Source organism: Aromatoleum evansii, from assembly GCF_045689615.1.
Lineage (GTDB): Bacteria > Pseudomonadota > Gammaproteobacteria > Burkholderiales > Rhodocyclaceae > Aromatoleum > Aromatoleum evansii.
This window is the reverse complement of record NZ_CP141259.1, coordinates 4,196,569-4,222,070: the sequence shown is the minus strand read 5'-3', so window position 1 is coordinate 4,222,070 and position 25,502 is coordinate 4,196,569. Positions and strand designations below refer to the sequence as shown.

The 25,502-nt window shown below is 67.4% G+C and carries 28 protein-coding genes; 11 read left to right on the top strand and 17 right to left on the bottom strand.

Annotated elements, in window-relative coordinates; genetic code table 11:
- Window positions 1-87 precede the first annotated feature (87 nt).
- The gene (gene wrbA, locus U5817_RS19775) at window positions 88-690 is read left to right on the top strand and encodes an NAD(P)H:quinone oxidoreductase (protein ID WP_407278524.1); all 603 of its coding nucleotides are present in this window, start codon (window positions 88-90) and stop codon (window positions 688-690) included.
- Window positions 687-1,046 carry a DUF2069 domain-containing protein gene (locus U5817_RS19770; RefSeq protein ID WP_169126159.1) on the top strand — a complete coding sequence of 120 codons (360 nt, stop codon included), beginning with the start codon at window positions 687-689 and terminating at the stop codon, window positions 1,044-1,046. The genes wrbA and U5817_RS19770 overlap by 4 nt, the downstream gene beginning before the upstream one ends.
- A 61-nt stretch (window positions 1,047-1,107) precedes the next feature.
- Here the strand turns inward: U5817_RS19770 and U5817_RS19765 are convergent, their stop codons facing one another.
- The 4 genes from U5817_RS19765 to U5817_RS19750 all read right to left on the bottom strand — a co-directional run bounded on the left by U5817_RS19765 (window position 1,108) and on the right by U5817_RS19750 (window position 4,685).
- Window positions 1,108-2,643: a 2-isopropylmalate synthase gene (locus tag U5817_RS19765; RefSeq protein WP_169126160.1), complete on the bottom strand. Its 1,536-nt coding sequence runs from the start codon at window positions 2,641-2,643 to the stop codon at window positions 1,108-1,110.
- Window positions 2,644-2,998: 355 nt separating this feature from the next.
- A complete protein-coding gene (locus tag U5817_RS19760; RefSeq protein ID WP_407278523.1) occupies window positions 2,999-3,736 on the bottom strand; it encodes a cytochrome b/b6 domain-containing protein in 738 nt (245 codons plus the stop codon).
- A complete protein-coding gene (locus U5817_RS19755; protein ID WP_407278522.1) occupies window positions 3,733-4,248 on the bottom strand; it encodes a diheme cytochrome c in 516 nt (171 codons plus the stop codon). The genes U5817_RS19760 and U5817_RS19755 overlap by 4 nt, the downstream gene beginning before the upstream one ends.
- A 20-nt stretch (window positions 4,249-4,268) precedes the next feature.
- Window positions 4,269-4,685 carry a DUF1924 domain-containing protein gene (locus U5817_RS19750; RefSeq protein ID WP_169126163.1) on the bottom strand — a complete coding sequence of 139 codons (417 nt, stop codon included), beginning with the start codon at window positions 4,683-4,685 and terminating at the stop codon, window positions 4,269-4,271.
- A gap of 202 nt (window positions 4,686-4,887) precedes the next feature.
- Between U5817_RS19750 and U5817_RS19745 the strand changes: the two genes are divergently transcribed.
- Genes U5817_RS19745 through U5817_RS19730 form a run of 4 tightly spaced genes read left to right on the top strand, consistent with a single transcriptional unit; the run spans window position 4,888 to window position 8,237 of the window.
- Window positions 4,888-5,223, top strand: a complete 336-nt coding sequence (locus U5817_RS19745) for a PepSY domain-containing protein (protein WP_169126164.1) — start codon at window positions 4,888-4,890, stop codon at window positions 5,221-5,223.
- Window positions 5,223-5,885: a response regulator gene (locus U5817_RS19740; protein WP_407278521.1), complete on the top strand. Its 663-nt coding sequence runs from the start codon at window positions 5,223-5,225 to the stop codon at window positions 5,883-5,885. The genes U5817_RS19745 and U5817_RS19740 overlap by 1 nt, the downstream gene beginning before the upstream one ends.
- A complete protein-coding gene (locus U5817_RS19735; RefSeq protein ID WP_407278520.1) occupies window positions 5,873-7,240 on the top strand; it encodes an ATP-binding protein in 1,368 nt (455 codons plus the stop codon). The genes U5817_RS19740 and U5817_RS19735 overlap by 13 nt, the downstream gene beginning before the upstream one ends.
- 55 nt (window positions 7,241-7,295) lie before the next feature.
- Complete coding sequence (locus tag U5817_RS19730) at window positions 7,296-8,237, top strand: YcjF family protein (protein ID WP_407278519.1); 942 nt, start codon at window positions 7,296-7,298, stop codon at window positions 8,235-8,237.
- 36 nt (window positions 8,238-8,273) lie between these two features.
- Here the strand turns inward: U5817_RS19730 and U5817_RS19725 are convergent, their stop codons facing one another.
- From U5817_RS19725 to U5817_RS19690, 8 genes are all read right to left on the bottom strand, one after another.
- Entirely contained in the window at window positions 8,274-9,542 is a 1,269-nt protein-coding gene (locus U5817_RS19725) for a sensor histidine kinase (RefSeq protein WP_407278518.1), read from the bottom strand.
- A 51-nt stretch (window positions 9,543-9,593) separates the two neighbouring features.
- The gene (locus U5817_RS19720; protein WP_169126168.1) at window positions 9,594-10,265 is read right to left on the bottom strand and encodes a response regulator transcription factor; all 672 of its coding nucleotides are present in this window, start codon (window positions 10,263-10,265) and stop codon (window positions 9,594-9,596) included.
- 46 nt (window positions 10,266-10,311) lie between these two features.
- The gene (locus U5817_RS19715; RefSeq protein WP_407278517.1) at window positions 10,312-12,204 is read right to left on the bottom strand and encodes a sulfatase-like hydrolase/transferase; all 1,893 of its coding nucleotides are present in this window, start codon (window positions 12,202-12,204) and stop codon (window positions 10,312-10,314) included.
- A 158-nt stretch (window positions 12,205-12,362) separates the two neighbouring features.
- Window positions 12,363-13,166, bottom strand: coding sequence for a CDP-diacylglycerol--serine O-phosphatidyltransferase (gene pssA, locus U5817_RS19710; protein ID WP_169126170.1), 804 nt, complete (start codon window positions 13,164-13,166; stop codon window positions 12,363-12,365).
- Window positions 13,167-13,269: 103 nt separating this feature from the next.
- Window positions 13,270-13,920 (bottom strand): phosphatidylserine decarboxylase, encoded by a 651-nt coding sequence (locus U5817_RS19705; RefSeq protein ID WP_169126171.1) that lies wholly within the window; start codon window positions 13,918-13,920, stop codon window positions 13,270-13,272.
- Between the two features lie 69 nt (window positions 13,921-13,989).
- A complete protein-coding gene (gene ilvC / locus U5817_RS19700; RefSeq protein WP_169126172.1) occupies window positions 13,990-15,006 on the bottom strand; it encodes a ketol-acid reductoisomerase in 1,017 nt (338 codons plus the stop codon).
- Window positions 15,007-15,118: 112 nt separating this feature from the next.
- Complete coding sequence (ilvN, locus tag U5817_RS19695; RefSeq protein WP_050417078.1) at window positions 15,119-15,610, bottom strand: acetolactate synthase small subunit; 492 nt, start codon at window positions 15,608-15,610, stop codon at window positions 15,119-15,121.
- 20 nt (window positions 15,611-15,630) lie between these two features.
- The gene (locus U5817_RS19690; protein WP_169126173.1) at window positions 15,631-17,340 is read right to left on the bottom strand and encodes an acetolactate synthase 3 catalytic subunit; all 1,710 of its coding nucleotides are present in this window, start codon (window positions 17,338-17,340) and stop codon (window positions 15,631-15,633) included.
- A gap of 93 nt (window positions 17,341-17,433) precedes the next feature.
- Between U5817_RS19690 and U5817_RS19685 the strand changes: the two genes are divergently transcribed.
- From U5817_RS19685 to pepN, 5 genes are all read left to right on the top strand, one after another.
- Window positions 17,434-18,030 (top strand): RNA polymerase sigma factor, encoded by a 597-nt coding sequence (locus U5817_RS19685; protein ID WP_407281105.1) that lies wholly within the window; start codon window positions 17,434-17,436, stop codon window positions 18,028-18,030.
- Window positions 18,027-18,398: a DUF3619 family protein gene (locus U5817_RS19680; RefSeq protein ID WP_169126174.1), complete on the top strand. Its 372-nt coding sequence runs from the start codon at window positions 18,027-18,029 to the stop codon at window positions 18,396-18,398. The genes U5817_RS19685 and U5817_RS19680 overlap by 4 nt, the downstream gene beginning before the upstream one ends.
- Window positions 18,371-18,820 carry a DUF3106 domain-containing protein gene (locus U5817_RS19675; RefSeq protein WP_169126175.1) on the top strand — a complete coding sequence of 150 codons (450 nt, stop codon included), beginning with the start codon at window positions 18,371-18,373 and terminating at the stop codon, window positions 18,818-18,820. The genes U5817_RS19680 and U5817_RS19675 overlap by 28 nt, the downstream gene beginning before the upstream one ends.
- On the top strand, window positions 18,820-19,311 hold the full coding sequence (locus U5817_RS19670) for an RDD family protein (RefSeq protein WP_169126176.1): 492 nt from the start codon (window positions 18,820-18,822) through the stop codon (window positions 19,309-19,311). The genes U5817_RS19675 and U5817_RS19670 overlap by 1 nt, the downstream gene beginning before the upstream one ends.
- Before the next feature lie 73 nt (window positions 19,312-19,384).
- Window positions 19,385-22,072 (top strand): aminopeptidase N, encoded by a 2,688-nt coding sequence (gene pepN, locus U5817_RS19665; protein WP_407278516.1) that lies wholly within the window; start codon window positions 19,385-19,387, stop codon window positions 22,070-22,072.
- A 58-nt stretch (window positions 22,073-22,130) separates the two neighbouring features.
- Here pepN and U5817_RS19660 read toward each other — a convergent pair whose 3' ends face one another.
- From U5817_RS19660 to U5817_RS19640, 5 genes are all read right to left on the bottom strand, one after another.
- On the bottom strand, window positions 22,131-22,583 hold the full coding sequence (locus U5817_RS19660; RefSeq protein ID WP_407278515.1) for a CBS domain-containing protein: 453 nt from the start codon (window positions 22,581-22,583) through the stop codon (window positions 22,131-22,133).
- 133 nt (window positions 22,584-22,716) lie between these two features.
- Window positions 22,717-23,544 carry a pantoate--beta-alanine ligase gene (gene panC, locus U5817_RS19655; RefSeq protein WP_169126179.1) on the bottom strand — a complete coding sequence of 276 codons (828 nt, stop codon included), beginning with the start codon at window positions 23,542-23,544 and terminating at the stop codon, window positions 22,717-22,719.
- Between the two features lie 24 nt (window positions 23,545-23,568).
- Window positions 23,569-24,384: a 3-methyl-2-oxobutanoate hydroxymethyltransferase gene (gene panB / locus U5817_RS19650; RefSeq protein ID WP_169126180.1), complete on the bottom strand. Its 816-nt coding sequence runs from the start codon at window positions 24,382-24,384 to the stop codon at window positions 23,569-23,571.
- 78 nt (window positions 24,385-24,462) lie between these two features.
- Window positions 24,463-25,104, bottom strand: coding sequence for a deoxynucleoside kinase (locus tag U5817_RS19645; RefSeq protein ID WP_169126181.1), 642 nt, complete (start codon window positions 25,102-25,104; stop codon window positions 24,463-24,465).
- Between the two features lie 15 nt (window positions 25,105-25,119).
- A complete protein-coding gene (locus tag U5817_RS19640; protein WP_169126182.1) occupies window positions 25,120-25,482 on the bottom strand; it encodes a DMT family protein in 363 nt (120 codons plus the stop codon).
- Window positions 25,483-25,502 lie beyond the last annotated feature (20 nt).

Below are 25,502 nucleotides of genomic sequence, written 5' to 3'. Positions count from 1 at the left end.
GACGGACATGCGGTGAATGGATGGGATGATGCCGGGCCGGTGCCGGAGGGGCGGCTATAATGCCGCAATTCGATCCAGACCGTTCAGATGAAAGAGATTCTCGTACTGTATTACAGCCATCGCGGCTCGGTGAGGGCGCTTGCCGAACAGGTCGCGCTGGGAATCCATCTGGTGCCGGGCGCGGCGGCGCGGGTGCGTACCGTGCCGAAGGTGTCGACGGTGTGCGAGGCGGTCGAGGACGAGATTCCTGCGTCGGGGCCACCCTACGTCGAGGTGCGCGACCTCGAGGAATGCATCGGGCTGGCGATCGGCAGTCCGACGCGCTTCGGCAACATGGCGGCGCCGATGAAGTACTTTCTCGACGGGCTCGCGGGGCCGTGGGTGAATGGCACGCTCGTCGGCAAGCCGGCGTCGGTGTTCACGTCGACGGCGAGCCAGCACGGGGGGCAGGAGACGACGCTGCTGTCGATGATGCTGCCGCTGTTGCACCACGGCATGCTCGTCATGGGCCTGCCCTACACGGAGGCGGCCCTCAATCGCACGCGCACCGGCGGCACGCCGTATGGGGCGAGCCACGTTGCGGGGGCGGACGGCAATCCCGGGTTGAGCGCCGATGAGATCGGGCTCGCGATCGCGCAGGGGCGTCGGCTCGCCGAAACTGCACTGACGCTGGCGGCGGGGCGGGCATGAACGCGCGCACCCTGAACCTCGCGGCGACGGTGCTGCTCGTCGCTCTGATCGCGCTGTGCGTGCTGTGGGAGGCGTGGCTTGCGCCGCTGCGGCCGGGCGGCTCGTGGATGATCCTGAAGGCGCTGCCGCTGATGGCGGCCTTCCCGGGCGTGCTGAAGGGGCGGCGCTACACGTGCCAGTGGCTGTCGATGCTGGTGCTGCTGTACTTGGTCGAAGGCGTGGTGCGGGCGACGGACGCGGGGCTCGCCGGGATGCTCGCGGTCGCCGAAGCGGTGCTGGCGGCGCTGCTCTTTGCCTGCGCGGTATGGTACGCGCGGGTGTCCGCACCCTCGCGGCAGGGGGGCGCGTCGGCCTGAGCCGGCGGGATGCGGCTGCGGTGCATGGGCGCGGGGCGCTTGCCCGTGCCCACGCATCGGGTCAGAGCTGCGGGTTCAGTTTCTCGAACTTGCCGTGCAGCTTGTTGAGCGCGTTGAGGTAGGCCTTCGCCGAGGCAACGATGATGTCGGTATCGGCGCCCTGGCCGTTCACGACCTTGCCGTCCTGCGACAGGCGCACGGTCACTTCGCCCTGTGCGTCGGTGCCGGTGGTGATCGCGTTCACCGAGTACAGCAGCAGTTCGGTGCCGCTCTTGGCGACTGCTTCGATGGCCTTGAAGGCGGCATCCACGGGGCCGGACCCTTGGGCGCTGGTGCGCGTCTCCTTGCCGCCGACGGCGATCGTGAGTTCGGCTTGGGGCGTCTCGCCGGTCTCCGAGTGGAAGCGTGAGGCGAGCAGGCGGAAGTGCTCGTGTTCGGGCGTGACGCCTTCGTCGCTCATCAGTGCGTGGAGGTCCTCGTCGAAGATCTCGTGCTTCTTGTCGGCGAGTTCCTTGAAGCGCGCAAAGGCGTGGTTGAGCTGGTCCTCGGACGACACGACGATGCCGATCTCCTGCAGGCGGCTGCGGAAGGCGTTGCGGCCCGAGTGCTTGCCGAGGACGAGCTTGTTGGCGCCCCAGCCGACATCCTCGGCGCGCATGATCTCGTAGGTCTCGCGGTGCTTGAGCACGCCGTCCTGGTGGATGCCGGATTCGTGCGAGAAGGCGTTGGCGCCGACGATGGCCTTGTTGGGCTGCACCGGGAAGCCGGTGACGCCGGACACGAGTTTCGACGCGGGCACTATCTGCGTGGTATCGATGCGCGTGTCGCAGGCGAAGACGTCCTGGCGGGTGCGCACGGCCATGACGATCTCCTCGAGCGCGGCGTTGCCGGCCCGTTCGCCCAGCCCGTTGATCGTGCACTCGACCTGGCGTGCGCCTGCCAGGACCGCGGCGAGCGAGTTGGCGACCGCGAGGCCGAGGTCGTTGTGGCAATGCACGGACCAGATCACCTTGTCGGAGTTGGGTACGCGCTCGATCAGGGTGCGGATGGTGTTCGCATACTGGCTGGGCACGTTGTAGCCCACCGTGTCGGGCACGTTGATCGTCTTCGCACCGGCGTCGATGACCGCGGTGAAGATGCGCACGAGGAAGTCGATCTCCGAGCGGCCTGCGTCCTCGGCCGAGAACTCGATGTCGTCGGTGTATTCCTTCGCCCAGCCGATCGCCTTCACCGCCTGTTCGACGACCTGGTCCGGCGTCATGCGCAGCTTCTTCTCCATGTGGATCGGGCTGGTCGCGATGAAGGTGTGGATGCGCCCGCGTGCGGCCGGGCGGATCGCCTCGCCCGAACGCCGGATGTCGTTCTCGTTGGCGCGGGCCAGCGCGCACACGGTCGATTCCTTGATCGTCTCGGCGATCGCGCGGACCGACTCGAAGTCGCCGTTCGACGCCGCGGGGAAGCCCGCCTCGATCACGTCGACGCGCATGCGCTCGAGCTGGCGGGCGATGCGCAGCTTCTCTTCCTGCGTCATCGAGGCGCCGGGGCTCTGTTCGCCGTCGCGCAAGGTGGTATCGAAAATGATCAACTGGTCTTTCATCGTCGGCTCCTGCTGGGATGTTGGAATACCGGATATGACAAGCGGCCTGCGTCGGGACGCGGGCGGAAGTTTGACAACACGAGGGGATGGGGTCTGATTTAGCGCGCGGGGCGCAGCAGCGGGCCGGGCAGCAGCAGGTCCGCCGGGAGAAGGCGTCGCGACAGGAGGAGGTGGCCGCTGACGGAGTTCATGCGTACGACTATAAACCGCGGATTTGGCCGAAGGCAAGGACGGAGCGGCGCCGCGCCGGATATGGGGGCGATTGCCGCCGACTACGGCGCGTAGCCGCGACGCACGCAGGCCGCACGGGCCGGAAAGCCCGAGCGGCCTGCGCAGGGTGGGGCGCGATGTTCGCCTAATCGTCGTCGTGGTGTCGGTCCTGCGCGTCGGCGGTCGCGCTCGGCTGCGGCAGCCATGCGTCGGCCGCGCCGCTCTGGTAGGCCCACCAGAAGCCCAGTACGGCGACGAGGAGGGCCGTGCCGACGACGCGGTGCGCGTGGCGGATGCCTTGCGCCGGCGCGCCGGGCTTGTTTCCGGTGAACATCGCGCGGACGAGATTCTCGCGGTGCAGCAGGCTGCTGACGACGACGCCCGCTATATGTACCAGGACGATGGCGAGCATGGTGCTGGCCGCGCCTTCGTGCAGTTCCTCGAGCCACTCGCCGCCGATGTCCTGGTAGGTCGCAAAGCCGCTCAGGGCGATCAGCGCCCCCAGGCCCAGCATCGCGAAGATCGCGACCGCGCCGGCGGGGTTGTGGCCGAGGTAGTGCCGAGGCTTCATCGCGAGGAGCGATTTCAGGTAGGAAACGAGTTCGCGCGGCGGGAAGACGAAGCTCGCGAAACGCGCGTAGCGGGTGCCGACCAGTCCCCACAGGACTCGGAACACGGCGAGCCCGGCGAAGGTGTAGCCGAGCATGACATGCAGGTCGCGCAGGCGCTCCGAGTCGGACGTCAGCCAGGCGCCGGCGAAGCACAGCGCGAAGCTCCAGTGGAAGATGCGTGTCGGGAGGTCCCACACGCGCACGGTGGTGGCCGCTTCGGCGGCGCGGGACGCCCCGCCGGCGGCGCTGGGGGTGGTGATGCTGGTGTTCATGAGCGTGCTCCGTTCCTGGGGATGCGGATGTCGCGTTCGCTGTAGTCGCCCTCGGCCGCGTTGCGGTGGCAGGCGGCACAGTTGGCGGCGCTCTTGACGGCCTCGCTGCGGAAGATGCCCGGCGTGATGCCGTCGTGGCCGTCGCGGTGCTCCTTGCGGAACCAGGGGGTATCGCTGATGCGCAGCTGCGGGCGCCCGTCGCTGCCCGAGGTGTCGCGCCGCGCGGCGTTGGCGACGAGGAATTTCGTGATCACGGCCGAGGTCTCGGCATCGAGGCTGGCGTCGGAGCCGAAGTGCTTGTCGAGCCCGGCCATCATCGCGCGCCACGAGCCGGCGCCCAGCAGCGCGGGCGGGAAGGCGATGTGGCAGCTGCCGCATTCGCTGCGATATTCGGGGTGATTGATGTTCATGCGCTTGTTCTCGTCGTCGTCGGCGAGCGCGAGGCCGGCTGCGCCGGCGGCGACGACAAGGGCGAGGGCGCGCAGGGCGCGGGTGGGGAAGGTGGCGGTCATGTCATGGTGCTCCGTGTGGGTCAGCGGGGGGAATTCATCAGCCAGGCGACGACGTCGGCCTTCTCCGCGGGCGTGCAGACGCGACCGAGCACGTCCTTGCAGTTGCGCCCGAACCACTTCTCGACCGAGCGGGTGCTCGCGAGGCGCTCGGGATTGGCTGCCGGCGCCATCGGCTCGATCGCCTTGCCGGTGTTGGCGTGCTTGCCGCGTGCCGCGGGATTCTTCGTGTGGCAGGTGGAGCAGCTCCACTCGCCGCCGTGCGTGGTGGTGAAGAACTTTTCGCCGCGTTCGGCCGAAGCGCTGAAGCCGGGGGCGGATTGCCGCGCTTCGTTCTGGTAGCGGGCGAGGAAGTCGGCGGGGGTCTCCGCGGCGCGGGCGACTCCGCCTGCGAGCACTGCGGTGCCGGCGAGGAGGATCCACAGGGTGTGGCGTTTCATGTTTGCTCCTTCTGCTGATGGTGGAACAATGTCCTTGGAATCGGATCGCCGGAGTGTCCGCTCCGGTTTCGGAACGTACTTTGCGCGGCGCAGCCTGAACGCAAGGTGAAGGCGGCGTTCAGCCGCCGTTCAGTCCGGGGGCCGTACAAGGGATGCCGGAGGGCGGCGCGCACGGTGCACGCCGCAGGAAAGGGAGGAGTCGATGCGCACGCTGGTGACATCGGGTGTCGTGGGGATGGTGGTCGCGGCCTTGTCGATCTTGCCGGCTGCGGCCGGCGGGGACGACCACGATCACGACCGCGCGCGTGCGGCGCTGGAACGCGGGGAAGTGCTACCGCTGCGCACGATCCTCGACAAGGTGGAGCGAGAACATCCAGGCAAGGTCGTCGATGTCGAGCTCGAACGCGAGCACGGGCGCTGGATCTACGAGATTCGCCTGCTGCGCGGCGGCGGCGCGCTCGTGCGGCTGGACGTCGATGCGCGCGACGGCACCGTGCTCGGCATTCGTGCGCGCGGCGACAAGGGAGGGAAGCGCTGATGCACATCCTGGTCGTGGAAGACGAGCCGACGCTCGCGGCGCAGCTGTCGCTGGCCTTGCGCGAGGCGGGCTACGCGGTCGATTGCGCCGGGAACGGGCGCGATGCGCATTTCGTCGGCGAGGTCGAATCGCTCGATGCGGTGGTGCTGGACCTCGGCCTGCCGCAGATGGACGGGCTGACGGTGCTGAAGAAGTGGCGTGCGGCGGGGCGGACGATGCCGGTGCTGATCCTGACTGCGCGCGACAACTGGCACGAGAAGGTGGCCGGCATCGATGCCGGCGCCGACGATTACCTGACCAAGCCCTTCCACATGGAAGAGCTGCTCGCCCGCGTGCGCGCGCTGATCCGGCGCAGCGCGGGGCACGCGAGCCCGGAGCTGCGTTGCGGGCCGGTGCTGCTCGACACGCGCGGCGGGCGGGTCACCGTCGACGGGCAGGCCGTGACGCTGACCAGTCACGAGCTGCGGGTGCTGAGCTATCTCATGCACCGCAAGGGTGAGGTGGTCTCGCGCGCCGAGCTGACCGAGCATATCTACGCACAGGACTTCGAGCGCGATTCGAACACCATCGAGGTCTTCGTCGGGCGTCTGCGCAAGAAGCTGCCGGCGGGCCTGATCGAGACCGTGCGCGGCCTGGGATACCGCCTCGCATGTCCGGAATGAGCGTGCGCGGCTCGCTGCGTGCGCGGCTGCTGGCCGGCAGCGTGGTATGGATCCTGGGGGCGTTGACGATCACCGGGTGCGTGCTCGGCGATCTCTTCCGCCGCCACGTCGAGGATCGCTTTCAGGCCGAACTGCGCATCCACCTCGACCAGCTCACCGCGAGCATCGAACTCGCCCCCGAGGCGGGGCCGCGGCTGCGCACCGAGCTGAGCGACCCGCGCCTGCGCAAGCCGCTTTCGGGTTTCTACTGGCAGGTGGACCGCGAGGGCGCGGAGACGGCGCGCGGCGTGCTCCGCTCGCGCTCGTTGTGGGATGCGACGCTCGCCGTGCCGTCGGACGGTCCGCGCGACGGCGAGGTGCATGTGCACCGCATCGAAGGGCCCGATCGCGAACGCCTGGTGATGATGGAGCGCATCGTGCGGCCGGAGGAGGCTGCGGGGCAGCCCCTGCGACTGATCGTCGCCGCCGACGAACGCGGTATGACGAACCCGGTGCGCGAATTCGTCGGGCTTCTCGTCACCGCGCTGGGTGTGCTCGCGGCCGGGGTGATCGCCGCGGTGCTGCTGCAGGTGTCGGTGGGGCTCGCTCCCCTGAAGCGCCTGCGCGAGCAACTCGCCGAGGTGCGCGACGGTCGCAGCCGGCGCCTGGAAGGGATCTTTCCGAACGAGGTCCGGCCGCTCGTCGACGAACTCAACGCGGTGCTGCAGCACGATGCCGAGGTCGTCGAGCGCGCCCGCACGCAGGCCGGCAATCTGGCGCACGCGATCAAGACGCCGCTCGCTGTGCTCGGCAATGCGGCGCTGCGCGAGGAAGGGCCCCTCGCGCGCCTCGTGGCCGAGCAGGTCGCGACGGCTCAGCGCCAGGTCGATTACCACCTCGCGCGTGCGCGAGCTGCGGCGGCGACCCAGGTCCCCGGCTTGCGCAGCGCGCTGCGGCCGGCCGTTGAGGGGCTGGTGCGCGTGATGCAGCGTGTGCATGCGGAACGGAATCTGCACATTGCAATCGAACCGATTTCCGGCGATGCGGCCTTCCGTGGCGAGGAGCAGGACCTGCAGGAGATGCTTGGCAACCTCATCGACAATGCGTGCAAGTGGGCACGCGCGTCGGTCGGCGTGAGTGCGACGGTGCGCGTCGGCGAACTCGTCGTCACCGTCGACGACGACGGTCCCGGCCTGCCGCCGGAGGCGCGCGAGGCCGTATTCACACGTGGCATGCGCGCCGACGAGGCGGTGCCCGGATCGGGATTGGGGCTCGGCATCGTGCGCGACCTGGCCCAGCTCTACGGCGGGCGCATCGAGCTGGACCAGGCGCCGGCCGGGGGGCTGCGCGCCACGCTATTCCTGCCCGCCGCTTGAGATCGTCCGGTCAGCCCCCAACTGAAACCCTATTGTTGCAGCGAGAAGAGAAACGATGACTCCCGAACAGAACCGCTCCCTGATCACCGTCTGCCTCATGGCGGCCTTCGCCGACGGCCACAACGACCCGCGCGAGCGCGAGCATGTGCGGCGCACCGCCGAGTCGCTGTCGGCCGGTACCGGCCTTGACGTCATGTCGCTGTACCAGGACGTCCTGCTCAAGCGCGTGACACTCGAGCAGGCCGCTGCCGGACTGGATACGCCCGAGATGCGCCAGCTCGCCTTCGAGATGGCGGTCGGCGTGTGCGATGCCGACGGCGTGCACAATGCCGGCGAGACGGCCTTCCTCGAGCGCCTCGGCGCCCTTCTGCAGCTCGGGCGCAGCGACGCGGACGCGATCGTGAACCAGGCCGACGCGCTCGCCGGAGCGCCGGTCGACAAGCCCTTGCCGGAGCTGGCTTCAGCCCCGATGCCGGCCGGGCCCGATCAGGCCGAGCTGGACAAGATGATCCTCAATGCCGCGATCCTCAACGGTGCGCTCGAACTGCTGCCCGAGTCGCTCGCGTCGATGGCGATCATTCCGCTGCAGACCCGTCTCGTGTATCGCGTCGGCAAGGCCCACGGCTTCGAGCTCGACCGCGGCCACATCACCGACTTCCTCGCGACCGTCGGCGTCGGCCTGACCTCGCAATATGTCGAGCAGTTCGGCCGCAAGCTCGTCGGCGGCCTGCTGGGCAAGGTGCTAGGCAAGGTCGGCCGCACGATAGGCAGCGAGGCGACCGGGTCGGCGTTCTCCTTCGCGACGACGTATGCGCTGGGGCACGTCGCGAAGCGCTACTACGCGGACGGCCGGCGTCTGGACGGGACCGCCCTGAAGTCCGCCTTCGGCCAGCTCTTCGACAACGCCAAGGGATTGCAGCAGCGCTACGCACCCGAAATCGCCGAGCGTGCCCGCACGCTGGACCTGAAGAAGCTCACCTCCGAGCTCACGCGCTGAACGGCAGCCGGGCCGCCGCCGCGGCCCGGCTCCACATCAGGCGGAGCGCAGCTCCACCCGGAATTCGCAACCGCAGCCCTCGCGCGGGGCCAGGGTGATCCGCCACCCCTGCCGGTCGCAGATGCGCTGCACCAGCGACAACCCGATGCCGATGCCGTCCCCGCGGGTGCTGCCGCCGCGCGCGAACGGACGGAACACCAGCGCCCGCTCCGCCTCGGGAATGCCGGCGCCGGAATCCAGCACCGAAAAGCCGCCATCTCGCAGCACCACGCGCACGAAGCCCTCGTCGGTATAGTGGATCGCGTTGCGCACGAGATTCGTCATCACCGCGCGCAGCAGGGGGGCCGGATAGATGCCGTCGTCGACGCTTTCGCTGACGAGGTCCAGCGCGAGGCCGCGCTGCGCCGCCTCCGGTTGCCAGCGATGCAGCTGCTCGGTCGCCACCGCGGCGAGCGAGGTGCCCGCGAGCTTCGTGCCGCGCTCTTGCGGCGCACGCGCGAGGCCGAGGAAGGTCTCCACCAGTTCCTGCATCTCGGCGCAGGCGCGGCCGACGCGTTCGACCTGCGCGCGCTGTTGCGGCGTGAGGCCCTGCGCCTCGAGCAGTTCGCACGAGCTGGCGATCACCATCAGCGGCGTGCGCAGCTCGTGGCTCACGTCGCTGGTGAAGAGCTGCTCGCGTTCGAGCGCCTCGCGCAGGCTCCCGAGCGTCTCGTCGAAGGCGGAGGCCAGCTTTCCGACTTCGTCCTCGGCATACTCGGCGGCGAGTGGCGGTGCGAGCGGAAGCAGTTGGTCGCGGTGCTGTACCTGTCCCGACAGGCGCACCACCGGCGAGATCACGGTGCGCGCGAGCGCCCGCCCGAGCAGGGCTGCGGCGAGGATGGAGATCACGACGCCCGCCGCGACCGCGACGAACAGCATCGTCTCGCGCCGCTCGAAGTCCTCCTGGTCGAGTACGAGGACATAGCGTTTGCCGTCCCGGTCGCGCACCTGCACGTGATAGGCCTCGTCGTCGTTCTCGATTTCATGCAGACCTTCGCGCAGCGGCGCGAGCCACGCAGGCAGCGAGGCACTCGCTCCGACCGGTGCGACATAGAGGTCCAGACCGGGTCCCAGCGCCGGAAACCGTCCCTCGTCCGATTCCTCGATGATGAAGTCGAGCTGGCGGTTCATCGCATCGCTCACCAAACGGGTTTCCACCGTGTTGATGGCGTTGACGACGATCAGCGCGAAGAGGCCGGCCACGACGGCGGCCATCAGCACGAAGGCTGCGACGATGCGCGAAGCGAGGCTCTGGGGTGCCGCCATGTCAGCCCTTTCGCTGTGTTGCGGTGCGCAGGGTTTCGCCCGTGCGTACCATCAGGCTGCGGCAAGCCGGTAGCCGACGCCGTGCACGGTATGCAGCAGCGGGTTGCCGAAGGGCTTGTCGATCTGCTGTCGCAGCGTGTGGATGTGGCTGCGCAGGCTGTCGCTGTCCGGGGGCGAATCGCCCCACAGCGCGCTCTCCAGCGCCTCGCGCCGGACCACGCCGGGGCTCTTCTGCATCAGCAGTTCGAGGAGCTTGAGGCCGATCGGGCCGACGTGCAGGGCCTGCCCCGCGCGCATGACCGCGAGCGTGTCGAGGTCGTACTCCAGGTCCGCGACGCTGAGCACGCGCCGGCCGCCGCCGCGGCTGCGCTTGAGGACGGCGGCAATGCGCGCCGCGAGCTCGGACAGGGCGAAGGGTTTGGTCAAATAATCGTCCGCGCCGGTGCGAAAGCCCTGCAGCCGGTCATCGAGCGTGTCGCGTGCGGTCAGCATGATCACGGGAACGTGGCTGCGCTCGCTGTCGCGCAGGCGCTGGCACAGCGTGAAGCCGTCCATGCCCGGTAGCATCACGTCGAGCACGATCAGGTCGTAGTGCTGGGTCGCGGCCAGATGCAGGCCGGTCAGCCCGTCCTGTGCGCAATCGACCTCGTAGCCCTTGAGCGCGAGGTAATCCGCGAGATTCGCAAGAATGTCGCGGTTGTCTTCCACCAGCAGTAGCCGCATGCGGATTCCAGTCTCCAGTCCGGGGCAGGGGGTGAGGCCCCCGTCATTATCCGCGGTGTCGACTGAATCGCGCCAGATTGGCCATGATCTCCATCATTGCCGAACGGATCGAGGTGATCGCCTCGTCCGCGCTGGCGAGCGGGCGATCGTCGCCGTCGGTCGCCTCGTTGCGCACGGCGCCGATCGCGTTGACCGGGAAGGTCACCTTGTAGTCGTTGCCAATGTAGGCGAGGCGGTTCCAGTCCGCCGCCACCGCGTAATCGCGGTGAAAATCCGGGGCGAGTAGGTCATGGCCCAGCGAGTAATCCTCGGCGGGATTCTGCACGCCGAGCAGCGGCATCAGGGTCGCGGGAAGGTCGAGGTGGCTGGTGATGCCGGCGACGACGCGCGGCGCCCGGCCGGGAACGCGGATGACCCCCGGCGTGCTCGTCTGGAAGCGGTTGAACTCGGCACTGTGCCCCCAACGGCTGACTTCCATGAATTCCTCGCCGTGGTCGCCGAGCACGATCACGATGGTGCGTTCGAGCAGGCCGCGCTTGCCGAGGTGATCGATCATGCGTCCGATCTGGCCGTCGACGTGATGCGCAGCGTTGATGTAGCGGTTCTTGATCTGCCCGATCTGCGCGCCGAAGTCCGCCGTCAGGTAGTTGAAGTCCTGCAGCACCGGGGTCGCGATCTCGGCCTCGGGCGGATAGTCGTAGTTCGCGTGCGTCGACTCGAAGAACATGTAGGTCATGAACGGCCGGGTCGGATCGCGCTTGTCGATGAAGTCGATCAGCGCATCAATGTTGCGCACGTCGCGCTGCCAGGCCGGTGCGCCGCCTTCCAGCGGATGCAGGTCTTCCGCCCGCATGTTGGCGAACACCGTCTTGTCGAAGGCCGGGTAGGTGAAGCGTTGGCTGGTGTTCAGGCTGAACTGGTAGTTCTGCTGCTGAAGCACGTCCATCAGCACCGGCGCCCGGCGTGCGGCCAGCATCGGGAACCAGTAGTTGCCGTACAGGCCGTAGAACATCGAGAACACGCCCATCTGCGTCATGTTGCCGCCGCTGAAGTGCTTCTCCAGGCGCACGGCGTCGTTCGAGAATGCCCACAGGCGTGGCATGATCTTGGGGTCGAGCATGTCGAAGCGGAGCGACTCCGCGACCAGCCACACGATGTTCAGGGGTTTCTCCGGCGCGACCACGCGCAGCGGCTGCTGCGGATAGCTCAGGCTCTCGTCGCGCACCTGCATGCTGCGCGCGCCGGCCTGATCCACCTTGACGCCCAGGTTCTGCGCGAAGTTGCGGAAGGTCAGCGGCTGGTACAGGGGAAAGTGCTCGCTGGCGAACAGGATAGGCTGGTAGTTCGACATCTCGCTGTAGCCGTAGGCGATGCGCTCGCCGGTGGTCAGCACGAAGAACAGCGCGATCGCCCACGCCCCGCGCAGCCTCCACCCGCCCGCGCTCGCGTTGCGCCGCATCACCCACACCCAGGCTGCCGCCTGCAGCGCGCACAGCGCGAGGACGATCGCGCCGGCGGTGATCTCGGTGCTGCGGCCGGCGCCGAGCGAGGCGATGCCGCCCGGCGTGAACACCAGGTTCACGACGAAGCCGTTGATGTGGAAGCCGTACATTTCATGGATCACGCGGTCGGCGAAGAGCAGCACCTGCGTGAGCCCGGTCAGCGCGATCATCGTTGCGCCCAGGATCGAGGGTCCGCGTCGAAAGGACTTCCGGGTGCCCAGCAGCCGGCGCAGTCCATGCCCGATGGCGACACCTGGCAGCAGGTACATGAAGGCGTAGGACAGCGTCGCCGCGAGCGTCCAACCGGCCACCGCGGGAGTCGCATAGTCACTCGCCCCCTGCTGCGAGAACAGCTGCGCCAGCGCCACCAGCCAGGTGATCAGGAAGTAGGCGTTGAGCTTGCGGCTTGTGGGCAGGGCGAAGGGCTGGGCGGACATGCAGGACTCCGGATGCGGGCAGGCGTGGATGCTCGCAGTCCGGCCGTCAAGCGGCGCTCAAGACCTGGTGAAGAATTCGTGAAAGCCCGGGAATCGGGCGCCCGGCAGGAGGCGGTGGCCGGGAGAGGGCGGACGCGCGCGCGTCCGCCATGCGTCGCCTATTTCGACGCGGAGTCCTCTTCGTCCGCGGCGTCGCCCGCAGCCTGCGGCGCAGGTGCGGCAGCACCCGTTCCTCCGCGCCGCTGCTTCATCCAGCGCATCGCATACACGACGTAGCCGGAGCCGGCGTAGACGAGGAAGAGTCCGAAGAGCACGCCCGGCGGGTAGCTCGACACCAGGGCGAACGCCATCACCAGCGCGATCACGACGATGAAGGGCACGCTCTTGCGCAGGTTGATGTCCTTGCCGCTCCAGAACAGCACGTTGCTGACCATCGACACGCCGGCGAAGATCGTGAGCATCCCCGCAAGCCAGCGCACGTCCTGGCCGGCAAGACCCAGGTCGGTGACGACCCACACCAGGCCGGCCACCAGCGCGGCCGCAGCCGGGCTCGGCAGGCCCTGGAAGAAGCGCTTGTCGACGACGTCGATGTTGGTGTTGAAACGGGCCAGGCGCAGCGCCGCGCCCGCGCAGTAGATGAAGGCGGCGATCCAGCCGAACTTCCCGGTGTCCTTGAGCGCCCACTCATACACCACCAGTGCGGGGGCCGCGCCGAAGGACACCATGTCGGACAGCGAATCGTACTCGGCGCCGAAGGCGCTCTGCGTGCGCGTCAGGCGCGCGACGCGGCCATCCAGGCCGTCGAGCACCATCGCCACGAAGATCGCCACGGCCGCTACCTCGAAGCGTTGATTCATCGCCTGCACGATCGCGTAGAAGCCGGCGAACAGGGCGGCGGTGGTGAACAGGTTGGGCAGGATGTAGATGCCGCGGCGGCGTTTTTCGTTCGAGATCAGTGGCATGGAATATGACGTTCCTGCGCAGGGCCGGTGCGCGTGGTGGCCGGTTGCCGATTCTAACGCAGCGACGGGCGGCCGGGATGACCGCCCCGTCGGCGCTGCGCGATCAGGGAAGCTCGGCGAGGATGGTGCTGGAGGCCGAGACCTTGTCGCCGATCGTCACGCGCGCGCGCGTGCCCGGCGGCAGGTAGAGGTCGACGCGCGAACCGAAGCGGATGAAGCCGTAGCGCTGGCCGCGCGCCACCTTGGCGCCCGGTTCGACGTAGCACAGGATACGGCGGGCGACGAGGCCGGCGACCTGCACGCAGGTCACGTCCTGACCGTCGCGCGTCACCAGGTGCAGCGCGTTGCGTTCGTTCTCGACCGAGGCCTTGTCCAGCGCGGCGTTCACGAAGCGTCCGGCGTTGTACCAGCGCTGCTTGACTTCACCATCGACCGGGATGCGGTTCGAATGGACGTTGAAGACGTTCATGAACACGCTGATCTTCACGCAGTCGCGGTCGAGGTATGGGTCGCGCACCGGCTCGATCGCCACGATGCGGCCGTCGGCCGGCGACAGGACATCCTTGGCTCCTTGCGGGATCGGGCGCGGCGGGTCGCGGAAGAACTGCACGACGAACGCGAACACGATCCAGAAGGGCAGGGCCCAGCCGAAGCCTGCCGAGGTGTTGATCACCAGCGCGACGACCAGCGCGATCGCGATGAACGGCCAGCCTTCGCGAGCGAGGATGGGATGAGGATAGTTGCTGTTGGACATGGCGAATCCGATATGAAAAAGGCCGGGCCCGCGCGCACGGCGCAGCCCGGCCTGTTATGCCGATGCGGCTCAGTTCTTCGACTGGTCGACCAGCTTGTTCTTCTTGATCCAGGGCATCATGTCGCGCAGCTGGCCACCGACCTGCTCGATCGGGTGGGCTGCGTTCAGACGGCGACGCGCGGTCATCGACGGGTAGTTGGTCTTGCCTTCCTGGATGAACATCTTGGCGTACTCGCCGGTCTGGATGCGCTTCAGCGCGGCGCGCATGGCTTCGCGCGACTGTGCGTTGATGACTTCCGGGCCGGTCACGTACTCGCCGTACTCGGCGTTGTTCGAGATCGAGTAGTTCATGTTGGCGATGCCGCCCTCGTACATCAGGTCGACGATCAGCTTGAGCTCGTGCAGGCACTCGAAATAGGCCATCTCCGGCGCGTAACCGGCTTCGGTCAGCGTCTCGAAGCCCATCTTCACCAGCTCGACGGCGCCGCCGCACAGCACGGCCTGCTCGCCGAACAGGTCGGTTTCGGTCTCTTCACGGAAGTTGGTCTCGATCACGCCGCCCTTGGTGCCGCCGTTGGCCGCCGCGTACGACAGCGCGATGTCCTTGGCCTTGCCCGAACGGTCCTGATGGACGGCGATCAGCGAGGGCACGCCACCGCCCTTCAGGTACTCGGAGCGCACGGTGTGGCCGGGACCCTTGGGGGCGACCATGATCACGTCGAGGTCCTCGCGCGGCACCACCTGGTTGTAGTGCACATTGAAGCCGTGCGCGAAGGCGAGGGTCGCACCCTTCTTGATGTTCGGCTCGATGTCGTTGTAATACACGCCCGGGATGTTCTCGTCCGGCAGCAGGATCATGACGACGTCGGCGCCCTTGACGGCCTTGGCGACTTCCTCGACCTTCAGGCCGGCCGCTTCGGCCTTCTTCCACGAGGCGCCGTCCTTGCGCAGGCCGACGGTGACCTTGCAGCCCGAATCCTTCAGGTTCTGGGCGTGGGCGTGGCCCTGCGAGCCGTAGCCGATGATGCTGATCTTCTTGCCCTTGATGAGGGAGAGATCGGCGTCCTTGTCGTAATAGACTTTCATGCTTTTCCTTTTTGCTTTCGGTGGGGATGTCTTCCGGCGCCCGCCATGATAGCGGCGGGCATGCCGGTCGCAAACGCTTGGGTGCTTGTCCGGAAGGGGCGCGGGGCCGGGGTCAGACCTTCAGGATGCGGTCGCCGCGGCCGACGCCGCAGACGCCGGAGCGCACCGTTTCAAGGATCAGCGCCGGGTCGATGGCGCTGATGAAGGCATCGAGCTTCGACTGGTTGCCGGTCAGTTCGATGACGTAGGACGTGTCGGTGACGTCGATGATGCGCGCGCGGAAGATCTCCGCCATGCGCTTCATCTCCTCGCGGTCCTTGCCGGTTGCGCGGACCTTGGTGAGCATCAGCTCGCGCTCGATGTGCGCGGCCTCAGAGATATCGACGACCTTGACCACCTCGACGAGCTTGTTCAGCTGCTTGGTGATCTGCTCGATGATGTCGTCCGATCCGGTGGTGACGATAGTCATGCGCGACATCGAGGCATCCTCGGTCGGCGCGACGGTCAGGGATTCGATGTTGTAGCCGCGGGCGGAAAACAGGCCCGACACGCGCGACAGGGCGCCCGATTCGTTCTCGATCAGCAGGGAGATGACGTGTCTCATTTATTGTCTCTGGTCGATGCTTACAGGTCTTCGGCGGACAGGATCATCTCGGTGAGCCCCTTGCCGCCCTGAACCATGGGGTACACGTTTTCGGTCTGGTCGATCTGGAAGTCGAGGAACACCAGATCGTTCTTGCGTGCGAAGGCCTCGCGCAGCGCGCCCTCCACGTCCGACGGGCGCTCGACGCGCAGGCCGACGTGGCCGTAGGCTTCGGCGAGCTTGGCGAAGTCGGGCAGCGAATCCATGTAGGACTCGGAGTAGCGCTCGCCGTGGAAGAGCTGCTGCCACTGGCGCACCATGCCGAGGTAGCGGTTGTTCAGGTTGCAGATCTTGATCGGCAGGCGGAACTGCTTGCAGGTCGACAGCTCCTGGATGTTCATCTGGATCGAGGCTTCACCCGTCACGCATGCGATCTGCTTGTCCGGATTGGCGAGCTGGGCGCCCATCGCGTACGGCAGGCCCACACCCATCGTGCCGAGGCCGCCCGAGTTGAGCCAGCGGCGCGGCTTGTCGAAGCGGTAGTACTGGGATGCCCACATCTGGTGCTGGCCCACGTCGGAGGTCACGATGGCCTCGCCGCCGGTGACTTCCCACAGCTTCTGGATCACGAACTGCGGCTTGATGATCTCGTCCGAGTTCTTGTACTTCATGCACTCGCGGCTGCGCCATTCGTCGACCTGCTTCCACCACGAGCCGAGCGTCTCGGGGTTCGGGCGGGCGGCGTTGGCCTCGAGCTGGCGGATCATCTCCTCGAGCACTTCCTTGAGGTCGCCGACGATGGGCACGTCGACCTTCACGCGCTTCGAGATCGACGAAGGGTCGATGTCGACGTGGATGATCTTGCGCGGCTCTTCGGCGAAGTGGTCCGGGTTGCCGATCACGCGGTCATCGAAGCGGGCGCCGACGGCGAGCAGCACGTCGCTGTAGTGCATCGCCATGTTGGCTTCGTAGGTGCCGTGCATGCCGGGCATGCCGAGGTACTGGCGATCGCTCGCGGGGTAGCCGCCCAGGCCCATCAGCGTGTTGGTGATGGGGAAGCCCAGCATGCGCGTGAGCTTGGTGAGCTGCTCGGCCGCGTTCGCGAGCACCACGCCGCCGCCGGTGTAGATCATCGGGCGCTTGGCTTCGAGCAGCAGCTGCACGGCCTTGCGGATCTGGCCCTGGTGCCCCTTGATGACGGGGTTGTACGAGCGCATCGAGACCTCTTTCGGGTACTCGAACTCGCACTTGTGCATCGACACGTCCTTGGGAATGTCGACCAGCACCGGACCGGGGCGGCCCGTCTTCGCGAGGTAGAAGGCCTTCTTCATCGTCGCGGCGATGTCGCGCACGTCCTTGACGAGGAAGTTGTGCTTGACGCAGGGACGGGTGATGCCGACCGTGTCGACCTCCTGGAAGGCGTCCTGGCCGATCGCGGCGGTCGGGACCTGGCCGCTGATGATGACCATCGGGATCGAGTCGCAGTAGGCGGTGGCGATGCCGGTAACCGCGTTGGTCGCGCCCGGGCCCGAGGTCACCAGCGCGACACCGACGTTCTCGGTGCTGCGGGCGTAGCCGTCGGCGGCATGCACCGCGGCCTGCTCGTGGCGCACGAGGACGTGGCGCACCTTGTCCTGGTTGAACAGCGCGTCATAGATGTAGAGTACCGCGCCGCCCGGATAGCCGAAGACGTAATCGACCTTTTCTTCCTGCAGACACCTGATTACAATTTCCGCTCCAGTCAGCACCATCGCAAACTCGCTATTCTTACGTTCCGAAACGCTGAACGTTACCGGTCAGGCGCAGTTTGGTCAAGGCTGCTGCGGCATCGCACAATGGCCTGAATAACCGGTTTTCATAAGGATCCAGAACTGGCTAACCGGGCAGAACTCTCCGCCTTTCTCCAGGGTGTCGAAAAGCGCGCTTTCAAGCAGGCGGTGTATGCGCTGCGCAATGACGACGCGGCCCTGGATGCGGTGCAGGATGCGATGCTCAAGCTCTCGGTCAGCTATGGCGAGCGGCCTGCGAGCGAATATCCGATGCTGTTCCAGCGCATCCTGCAGAACGTCATCTATGACGCACTGCGGCGGCAGAAGGTGCGCAACACGTGGACGACGCTGCTGTCGTCCTTCGTCGGTGACGACGAGCAGGATAGCGACAACGATCCGCTCGACACCCTCGCAGGTGCGCCCGACGAGGCGAGGGCCGACACCCCGCACGGGCAATACGAGCGCACCCGCATGCTGGCAGCGATCGAGCGCGAGATCGAGCGCCTGCCGCCCCGTCAACGCGAAGCCTTCATCATGCGTTATTGGGAAGAAATGGACATTTCCGAGACTGCCGCCGCGATGGGCTGCTCGGAGGGGAGCGTGAAAACCCATTGTTCGCGCGCCACGCAGACGCTGGCGGCGGCCCTGAAAGCGAAGGGAATCGAGTTATGAACGAGGAGGCTTTTGCCCGCAAGGTCGCGGCTCAGCTTTCGGTCGCGGCGCGCGGCGTTGACGGCGACGTCGCGGACCGTCTGCGGCTCGCGCGCGAGCGTGCGCTTGCGGCGCACAGACCGGCGCTGCCAAGTGTCGGCGCACGGATCGCCAGTGCGCTGCGGCGGCTGTTCCCGCCCATGATGAGGCCGGCAGCGGTCGCCGCCGCGATCCTCGTCGCCGTGCTGGCGGGCGATTACTGGACGACCTGGCTGCGTGTGAACGAAATGGAGGAGGTCGATACGGCGCTGCTGATCGACGACCTGCCGATCGACGCCTATCTCGACTCGAATTTCAAGGCATGGCTGCAGGACGACTCGCAATCCTGATCCTTGCGGCCGCCCTGAGCGGTCCGGTCCTCGCGGTCGCGCCGATCGGCGCGCCCTCGTGGTCGGGGCTGACCGCTGCGCAGCGTTCGGTGCTCGCGCCGCTGTCGGACGACTGGAACGCAATGAGCGAAGTCCAGCGCCAGCGCTGGCTGGGGGTGGCCGACCGATATTCGCGTCTGACGCCCGAAGAGCAGGCGCGTATCAGTGCGCGCATGCGTGACTGGGCAAATCTGCGGCCCGACCAGCGCGAGCGCGCCCGCGATCAGTACCGCGCACTGCGCAGCATGCCGCGCGAGCGGCGCGAATCGCTGCAGGAGCAGTGGCAGCGCTACCGCAGCATCTCGCCCGAAGAGCGCCAGCTCAAGTCCGGCCCGCGCATCGTGCGCCCCCTTCAACGACCGCCCGTGCGCGGCAACAAGTAATGAAGAAAACAGTCTCCAGTCGCAACGCTCCGGATCCGTCACGCAAGCTTCAATCCCGTTCCGCACCCCAGGTGCAGGCGGTGGAACTGGCCGGCCTGCGCCGCCGGCTCGCCAGCCTGCTGTACGAGGCCCTGCTGCTGCTGGGCGTGCTCGCGCTGGTCTTCATGGTTCCGTATCTGTTGCTCGGCGTCTTCTTCGGCATCGCGCCGGCCGGGTGGGTTGCATGGCTGCACATCTACCTCGCCCTGGGGGCGTACTTCATCTGGTACTGGCGGCGCCGTGGCCAGACGCTCGCGATGCAGACCTGGAAGCTGCGCCTCGTCACCGCCGACGGTCACGCTCCCAGCGTGGCGACGGGCTGGCTGCGCTACACGCTGGCGTGGCCGTCGCTGCTGTGTTTCGGCCTGGGGCTCGCGTGGGCGCTGGTCGATCGCGATCGCCAGTTCCTGCACGACCGGCTTGCCGGCACGCGCATCGTCCTGCTGCCCTGAGGCGGGCGTCGCTCGGCGCGGGGGGCGTATACTCGCGGCTTGTCCCCATAGCGGCCGGACAACCGGAGAAAGAATGAAAAGCGAACACGCCCCGACCATCCAACGATCCGACTACACGCCCCTGGCGTGGAACATCGAAGACATCGAGCTGCATTTCGCGCTCGACCCCGTGGCAACCCTGGTGACGAGCCGGATGCGCTGCGTCCGTCGCGCGTCGCGGGCCGAGCCCCTGCGCCTGCTGGGCGAGGAGCTCGAGCTGGTGAGCGTGAGCATCGACGGTCGCCCGGCTGAAGACGGCCAGCTCAAGCGGGGCGAGGGCTGGCTGGAGATCGCGCTCGATGCCGACCGCGTGGAGATCGGCATCGTCACGCGCATCAATCCGCAGGCGAACACCGCGCTGTCGGGCCTGTATGTGTCGCGCGGCGGCTTCTTCACGCAGTGCGAGGCCGAGGGCTTCCGGCGCATCACTTATTTCCCGGACCGCCCCGATGCGATGACATGCTTCACGGTGACGCTGGACGCGGACGCGGCCGAATATCCGGTGCTGCTGTCGAACGGCAATCTGGTCGCGCAGGGGGCGCTCGAAGGTGGCCGCCACTTTGCGAAGTGGGTCGATCCCTTCCCCAAGCCGTCATATCTCTTCGCGCTGGTCGCGGCGAAGCTGGTCGCGCTGGAGCGCCGTGTCGAAACGGCGTCGGGGCGCGAGGTGCTGCTGCAGGTATGGGTGGAGGAGGGCAATCTCGACCGCACCCCGCACGCGCTGGACTCCCTGGTGCATTCGCTGCGCTGGGACGAGGAGGTGTTCGGCCTGGAGCTCGACCTGGACCGCTTCATGATCGTCGCCGTCAGCGACTTCAACATGGGCGCGATGGAGAACAAGGGTCTCAACATCTTCAACGCGAAGTACGTGCTGGCGAAGCCCGACACGGCGACCGACGTCGATTATGAAAACATCGAGAGCGTCGTCGCACACGAGTACTTCCACAACTGGACCGGCAACCGCGTGACCTGCCGCGACTGGTTCCAGCTCACGCTCAAGGAAGGCCTGACGGTGTTCCGCGACCAGCAGTTCTCCGCGGACATGCTGGCCCGGGCGGCGGGCGAGGCGGGCGCAGCGTCGGCACGGGCGGTCAAGCGCATCGACGACGTGCGCGTCCTGCGCGCGGCGCAGTTCCCCGAGGACGCGGGGCCGATGGCGCATCCCATCCGGCCGGAGAGCTACCAGGAGATCAACAACTTCTACACCGCGACGGTGTACGAGAAGGGTGCCGAAGTCATCCGCATGCTGCATACCCTGCTGGGCGCGGAGGGTTTCCGCAACGGCATGGACCTGTACTTCAGCTATCACGACGGCCTGGCGGTGACCTGCGACGACTTCGTCGACTGCATGGCGGAGGCGAACGGTTACGAGCTCGACCAGTTCATGCTCTGGTACAGCCAGGCCGGCACGCCGCGGGTGAAGGCGTCCGGCACGTGGGACGCGACGGACGGCAGCTACACGCTGACGCTGTCGCAGCACACGCCGCCGACGCCGGGGCAGCCCGACAAGTCGCCGCTGGTGATCCCGGTTGCGGTGGGCCTCATCGGACCGGACGGCAAGGATCTGCCCCTGAGCCTGGACGGGGAAAACCACGGCGGCGCGACGACGCGCGTGCTGGTGCTCTCGGAGGCGGAGCAGACTTTCCGCTTCACCGGCCTGGCCGCCGAGCCGGTGCCTTCGGTGCTGCGCGGGTTCTCTGCGCCGGTGGTCCTCGAACTGGACGAGAGCGACGAGCGGCTGGCATTCCGCATGGCGCACGACGCCGATGCCTTCAACCGCTGGGACGCCGCGCAGCGTTACGCGGAGCGCGTGATCCTCGCGCTCGCGGCGGATGTCGCCGCAGGGCGTGCGCCGGCGCTGCCGGACGCATTCGCCGCGGCATTCCGCGCCCTCCTGAACGACGGGGCGCTCGACCCGGCCTTCCGCGCGCAGGCCGCGGCGCTGCCGTCGGAAACCTATCTCCTCGAACGGATGGAGCCCGCCGATCCGGCCGCGCTGCGCGTCGCGCTGATGCACGTGATGCGCGACCTGGGCACGGGGCTCGCGGCAGACTGGCTGGCGATCGAGGCGGCAATGGAGGTGCCGGGCGAGTATCGCTATCACCCGGGCGACGCGGGCCGGCGTGCGCTGGGCAATCTCGCGCTGAAGTATCTCGCGGCCGGCGGTGTCGCCGAGGGGCTGGCGCGCGCCGAGGCGCGGTTCGCGCGCTTCGGCAACATGACCGAGGGTTTCGGTGCGCTCGCCGCCCTGGTCCAGAGTGCGAGCCCCGCGCGTGAGGCGGCGCTGTCGCGCTTCCACGAGCGTTACCGCGACGATGCCCTGGTGCTGGACAAGTGGTTCGCGCTGCAGGCCTCGGCCTGGCGCTGGGACCCAAGTGCGGCGCCGGTGCTCGGGCGCGTGCGCGCGCTGATGGACGATCCGGCCTTCAGTCTCGCCAATCCGAACAAGGTGTATGCGCTGCTGGGGAGTTTCTTCCGTGCGAACGCGGCCGAGTTCCACGCGCCGGACGGCAGCGGGCACGCGTTCTGGGCCGATCAGGTGATCGCGCTGGATGGCCGCAATCCGCAGGTGGCGGCGCGCATGGCGCGGGCGCTGGAGAACTGGCGGCGCTTCACGCCGGCTCTGCGGCAGAGCATCCGTGCGCAGATCGAGCGGGTCGCCGCGACGCCGGGGCTTTCGCCCGACGTCGCGGAGATCGTCGGCAAGGCGCTCGCGGACTGAGTCCCGGGCGCGCGCCTGAAGGACGAGCGGGCCGCGATGTACGCGGCCCGCGTGGTGTTCAGGTGGTGAGTTCGCCGGCGATGTAGTTCGACAGGTGGCTGATCGTCTTTTCCTGCTGGTCGATGATGGACTTGACCACGTCGCCGATCGTGACGATGCCGACGATGCGGCCGTGCTCGACCACCGGCAGGTGACGGAAGCGGTTTTCCGTCATGATGTTCATCACCGCGTCGATCGCCAGGGCGGGGGTGATCGTGCACACGTTGGGGGTCATCACATCGCCTACGATGGCTTCGCGCGAATTGAGGCCCTTGAGGACGAGCTTTCGCGCGTAGTCGCGTTCGGTGAAGATGCCCACGAGGCGTTCGTTCTCGACGACCAGCACCGAGCCGATGTCGTGTTTCGCCATCATTGCAAGGGCGTCGAGGACGCTGACGCCGGGCGTCACCGAGTGCGTCGTCGAGCCCTTCTGTTCGAGAATCTGTCGCACTGTCACTGTCGTCGCAAGCATCGTGTCCCTCCGTTCGTGTTAGGCATTCACGCGGTTCTCCCGGACATCGGGAGCATGCTGGCATAGCTTGAAACGAACCGCGCGCGGATGCAAGTGCGCAATGACCGGCGGGGCCCTAGCGGCCCCGGGCGCGTCAGATTTCGAGGTTGTCGATGAGGCGGGTGCGCCCGAGCTTGGCGGCGGCGAGCACCACCAGGGGATCGTCGGCGTGCATGGGCGGCTGCAGGTCGGCGCGGCGGCGTACGGCGATGTAGTCGGGCTTCCAGCCGTGGGCGGCGAGTTCGGCAACGGCTTCGGTCTCGAGCTTGAGGAAGTCGTGATCGCCGCGGCGCACGGCCTCGCAGATGCGCGCGAGCTGGCGATAGAGGCGCGGGGCCTCGGCGCGTTCTTCGGGCGTGAGGTAGCCGTTGCGCGAGGACAGCGCGAGCCCGTCGGCCGCGCGCACGGTCTCGCCGGGCAGCACTTCGACGGGAATCGCGAGCTGGCGCACCATGTTGCTCAGCACCATGAGCTGCTGGTAATCCTTCTTGCCGAATAGTGCGACGTCCGGCTGCACGATGTTGAGCAGCTTGAGCACGACGGTGGCGACGCCGCGGAAGTGGCCGGGGCGGAATTCGCCCTCTAGGATGCTGATCTGCGCCGGCGCGGGGTCGACGTGGTAATGCTGCGGCTCGGGGTACATCACGCTCTCGTCCGGTGCGAACACGTGCGCGACGCCTGCTGCCTCGAGCCGCTCGCAGTCCGCCGCGAGCGTGCGCGGATAGCTGTTGAAATCCTCGCTCGGCCCGAACTGCAGGCGATTGACGAAGATGCTGGCGATGACGCTGTCGGCCTTCTCGGCCGCCTGGCGCACGAGATCGATGTGGCCGTCGTGGAGGTTGCCCATGGTCGGGACGAAGGCAACCTTGCCGGCGGCCCTGCGCGCGGCGCGCAGGCTGTCGATGGAGCGGTGGATCTGCATGGCGTATTCCCTTCGGGAGGGCGGTCAGTAGCAGTGTTCGGCGGCGGGGAAGCTGCCGTCCTTGACCGCGCGGACGTAATTGGCCACGGCTTCCTCGATGCTGGCGGCGCCGGGCATGAAATTCTTGACGAAGCGCGCCTTGCGGCCCGGATAGACCCCGATCATGTCGTGCAGCACGAGCACCTGGCCGTCGCAGGCGGGGCCCGCACCGATGCCTATCGTGGCCATCGAGGTGAGGCTGGCGGTGACTTCGCCGGCAAGGGTGGCGGGGACCATCTCCATGACCATGAGGGCGGCTCCGGCCTGTTCGAGCGCGTGTGCGTCGGACTTGAGCTGCGCGGCGCCCGCTTCGCTGCGGCCCTGCACGCGGTAGCCGCCGAGCTGATTCACGGACTGAGGCGTGAGGCCGATGTGCGCGCACACGGGCACGCCGCGTTCGACGAGGAAGCGCACGGTCTCGGCCATGAAGGCGCCGCCTTCGAGCTTGACCATGTGGGCGCCGGCCGCCATCAGGCGCGCGGCGTTGCGCAGCGCCTGTTCGGGGCTTTCCTGGTAGCTGCCGAAGGACATGTCGGCAACGATGAACAGGCGGGTGTTGGCGCGGGCAACGCACTCGGTGTGGTAGACCATCTGGTCGACCGTCACCGGCAGGGTCGACTTCTGCCCCTGCACCACGTTGCCGAGGGAGTCCCCGACCAGCGCGACGTCCACGCCGGCGCGTTCGAGCAGTGCGGCGAAGCTCGCGTCGTAGCAGGTGAGCATGGCGATCTTGCGCCCTTCGCTGCGCATCTTGGCAAGCTCGGACAGGGTGACGGGTTTTTCGTCCTGGAGGTAGCTCATCGGGGTTCCTCGGAAGAGGCGCGGGTCATTCTTGAGTTGCGCGCGTGTGCAGGCCGTTTCGGTCCGCTGGCCGTCCGCTCAGGCGGCGTAGCCGAAGAATTCTCGATAGCTGCGCATGTTGCGCAGGCGATCGAGCAGGAGTTCGAAGTCGTCATCGTGGTCGACCGGGTTGAGGACTTCGGCATCGACGATGAACAGCGGCGCTGCGTCATACTGGTAAAAGAAGCGTGCGTAACGTTCGGCGACGCGTTCGAGGTACTGCTCGGTGATGCGCCGCTCGGTGTCGAGGCCGCGCCGGCGCACGCGTTCGACCAGCGTTTCGGGCTTGGCCTGCAGGTAGATGATGAGGTCGGGCTTCGGCGGGGCTGCGGGCTTCATCGCATCGAACACGCGCTGGTAGAGCGCGAGCTCGTCGGGGGCGAGGTTCAGCGCCGCGAACAGCGGATCCTTGTCGAGCACGAAGTCGGACACGACGCGCTGCTGCTTCTCCATCGCCTCGGCGACGATGCCGAGCTGGTCGAAGCGCTGGAACAGGAAGTGCAGCTGGGTCGACATCGCCCAGCGCTCGGCGTCCTGGTAGAAGCGGCCGAGGAAGGGGTTGAGTTCGGGCTGCTCGAACAGCGCCCGCGCGTCGAGGCGTTCCGCCAGCCGCCGTGCGAGCGAGGTCTTGCCCGCGCCGATGGGGCCTTCGACCACGATGTAGCGTGCCTTGTCGAACATGCAGCAGAGTCGCCTTTAGTTTCTGAAGATGAAATATACCGCGCCAAGCATACACAGGGCGGCCCAAAGGTAGTCAAGCTTGATCGGCTGCTTCATGTACAGCACGACGAAGGGGACGAAGACCAGCAGGGTGATGACTTCCTGCATGATCTTGAGCTGGGCGAGGTTCAGCTCGCTTGCGCCGATGCGGTTCGCAGGCACCTGCAGCAGGTATTCGAAGAGGGCGATGCCCCAGCTGACGATGGCTGCGACGAACCAGGCCTTCGACTGCATGTTCTTGAGGTGCCCGTACCACGCGAAGGTCATGAAGACGTTCGATGCGGTGAGCAGCATCGCGGTCTGCACCCAGGCGGGCAGGGTCTGCATCCAGGCAGTCATGGGCGACTCGGTGTTGCAGG

Coding starts and splice junctions, on each gene's coding strand:
- wrbA (WP_407278524.1), top strand. CDS start 88: ATGAAAGAGATTCTCGTACTGTATTACAGCCATCGCGGCTCGGTGAGG.
- U5817_RS19770 (WP_169126159.1), top strand. CDS start 687: ATGAACGCGCGCACCCTGAACCTCGCGGCGACGGTGCTGCTCGTCGCT.
- U5817_RS19765 (WP_169126160.1), bottom strand. CDS start 2,643: ATGAAAGACCAGTTGATCATTTTCGATACCACCTTGCGCGACGGCGAA.
- U5817_RS19760 (WP_407278523.1), bottom strand. CDS start 3,736: ATGAACACCAGCATCACCACCCCCAGCGCCGCCGGCGGGGCGTCCCGC.
- U5817_RS19755 (WP_407278522.1), bottom strand. CDS start 4,248: ATGACCGCCACCTTCCCCACCCGCGCCCTGCGCGCCCTCGCCCTTGTC.
- U5817_RS19750 (WP_169126163.1), bottom strand. CDS start 4,685: ATGAAACGCCACACCCTGTGGATCCTCCTCGCCGGCACCGCAGTGCTC.
- U5817_RS19745 (WP_169126164.1), top strand. CDS start 4,888: ATGCGCACGCTGGTGACATCGGGTGTCGTGGGGATGGTGGTCGCGGCC.
- U5817_RS19740 (WP_407278521.1), top strand. CDS start 5,223: ATGCACATCCTGGTCGTGGAAGACGAGCCGACGCTCGCGGCGCAGCTG.
- U5817_RS19735 (WP_407278520.1), top strand. CDS start 5,873: ATGTCCGGAATGAGCGTGCGCGGCTCGCTGCGTGCGCGGCTGCTGGCC.
- U5817_RS19730 (WP_407278519.1), top strand. CDS start 7,296: ATGACTCCCGAACAGAACCGCTCCCTGATCACCGTCTGCCTCATGGCG.
- U5817_RS19725 (WP_407278518.1), bottom strand. CDS start 9,542: ATGGCGGCACCCCAGAGCCTCGCTTCGCGCATCGTCGCAGCCTTCGTG.
- U5817_RS19720 (WP_169126168.1), bottom strand. CDS start 10,265: ATGCGGCTACTGCTGGTGGAAGACAACCGCGACATTCTTGCGAATCTC.
- U5817_RS19715 (WP_407278517.1), bottom strand. CDS start 12,204: ATGTCCGCCCAGCCCTTCGCCCTGCCCACAAGCCGCAAGCTCAACGCC.
- pssA (WP_169126170.1), bottom strand. CDS start 13,166: ATGCCACTGATCTCGAACGAAAAACGCCGCCGCGGCATCTACATCCTG.
- U5817_RS19705 (WP_169126171.1), bottom strand. CDS start 13,920: ATGTCCAACAGCAACTATCCTCATCCCATCCTCGCTCGCGAAGGCTGG.
- ilvC (WP_169126172.1), bottom strand. CDS start 15,006: ATGAAAGTCTATTACGACAAGGACGCCGATCTCTCCCTCATCAAGGGC.
- ilvN (WP_050417078.1), bottom strand. CDS start 15,610: ATGAGACACGTCATCTCCCTGCTGATCGAGAACGAATCGGGCGCCCTG.
- U5817_RS19690 (WP_169126173.1), bottom strand. CDS start 17,340: ATGGTGCTGACTGGAGCGGAAATTGTAATCAGGTGTCTGCAGGAAGAA.
- U5817_RS19680 (WP_169126174.1), top strand. CDS start 18,027: ATGAACGAGGAGGCTTTTGCCCGCAAGGTCGCGGCTCAGCTTTCGGTC.
- U5817_RS19675 (WP_169126175.1), top strand. CDS start 18,371: ATGGCTGCAGGACGACTCGCAATCCTGATCCTTGCGGCCGCCCTGAGC.
- U5817_RS19670 (WP_169126176.1), top strand. CDS start 18,820: ATGAAGAAAACAGTCTCCAGTCGCAACGCTCCGGATCCGTCACGCAAG.
- pepN (WP_407278516.1), top strand. CDS start 19,385: ATGAAAAGCGAACACGCCCCGACCATCCAACGATCCGACTACACGCCC.
- U5817_RS19660 (WP_407278515.1), bottom strand. CDS start 22,583: ATGCTTGCGACGACAGTGACAGTGCGACAGATTCTCGAACAGAAGGGC.
- panC (WP_169126179.1), bottom strand. CDS start 23,544: ATGCAGATCCACCGCTCCATCGACAGCCTGCGCGCCGCGCGCAGGGCC.
- panB (WP_169126180.1), bottom strand. CDS start 24,384: ATGAGCTACCTCCAGGACGAAAAACCCGTCACCCTGTCCGAGCTTGCC.
- U5817_RS19645 (WP_169126181.1), bottom strand. CDS start 25,104: ATGTTCGACAAGGCACGCTACATCGTGGTCGAAGGCCCCATCGGCGCG.
- U5817_RS19640 (WP_169126182.1), bottom strand. CDS start 25,482: ATGACTGCCTGGATGCAGACCCTGCCCGCCTGGGTGCAGACCGCGATG.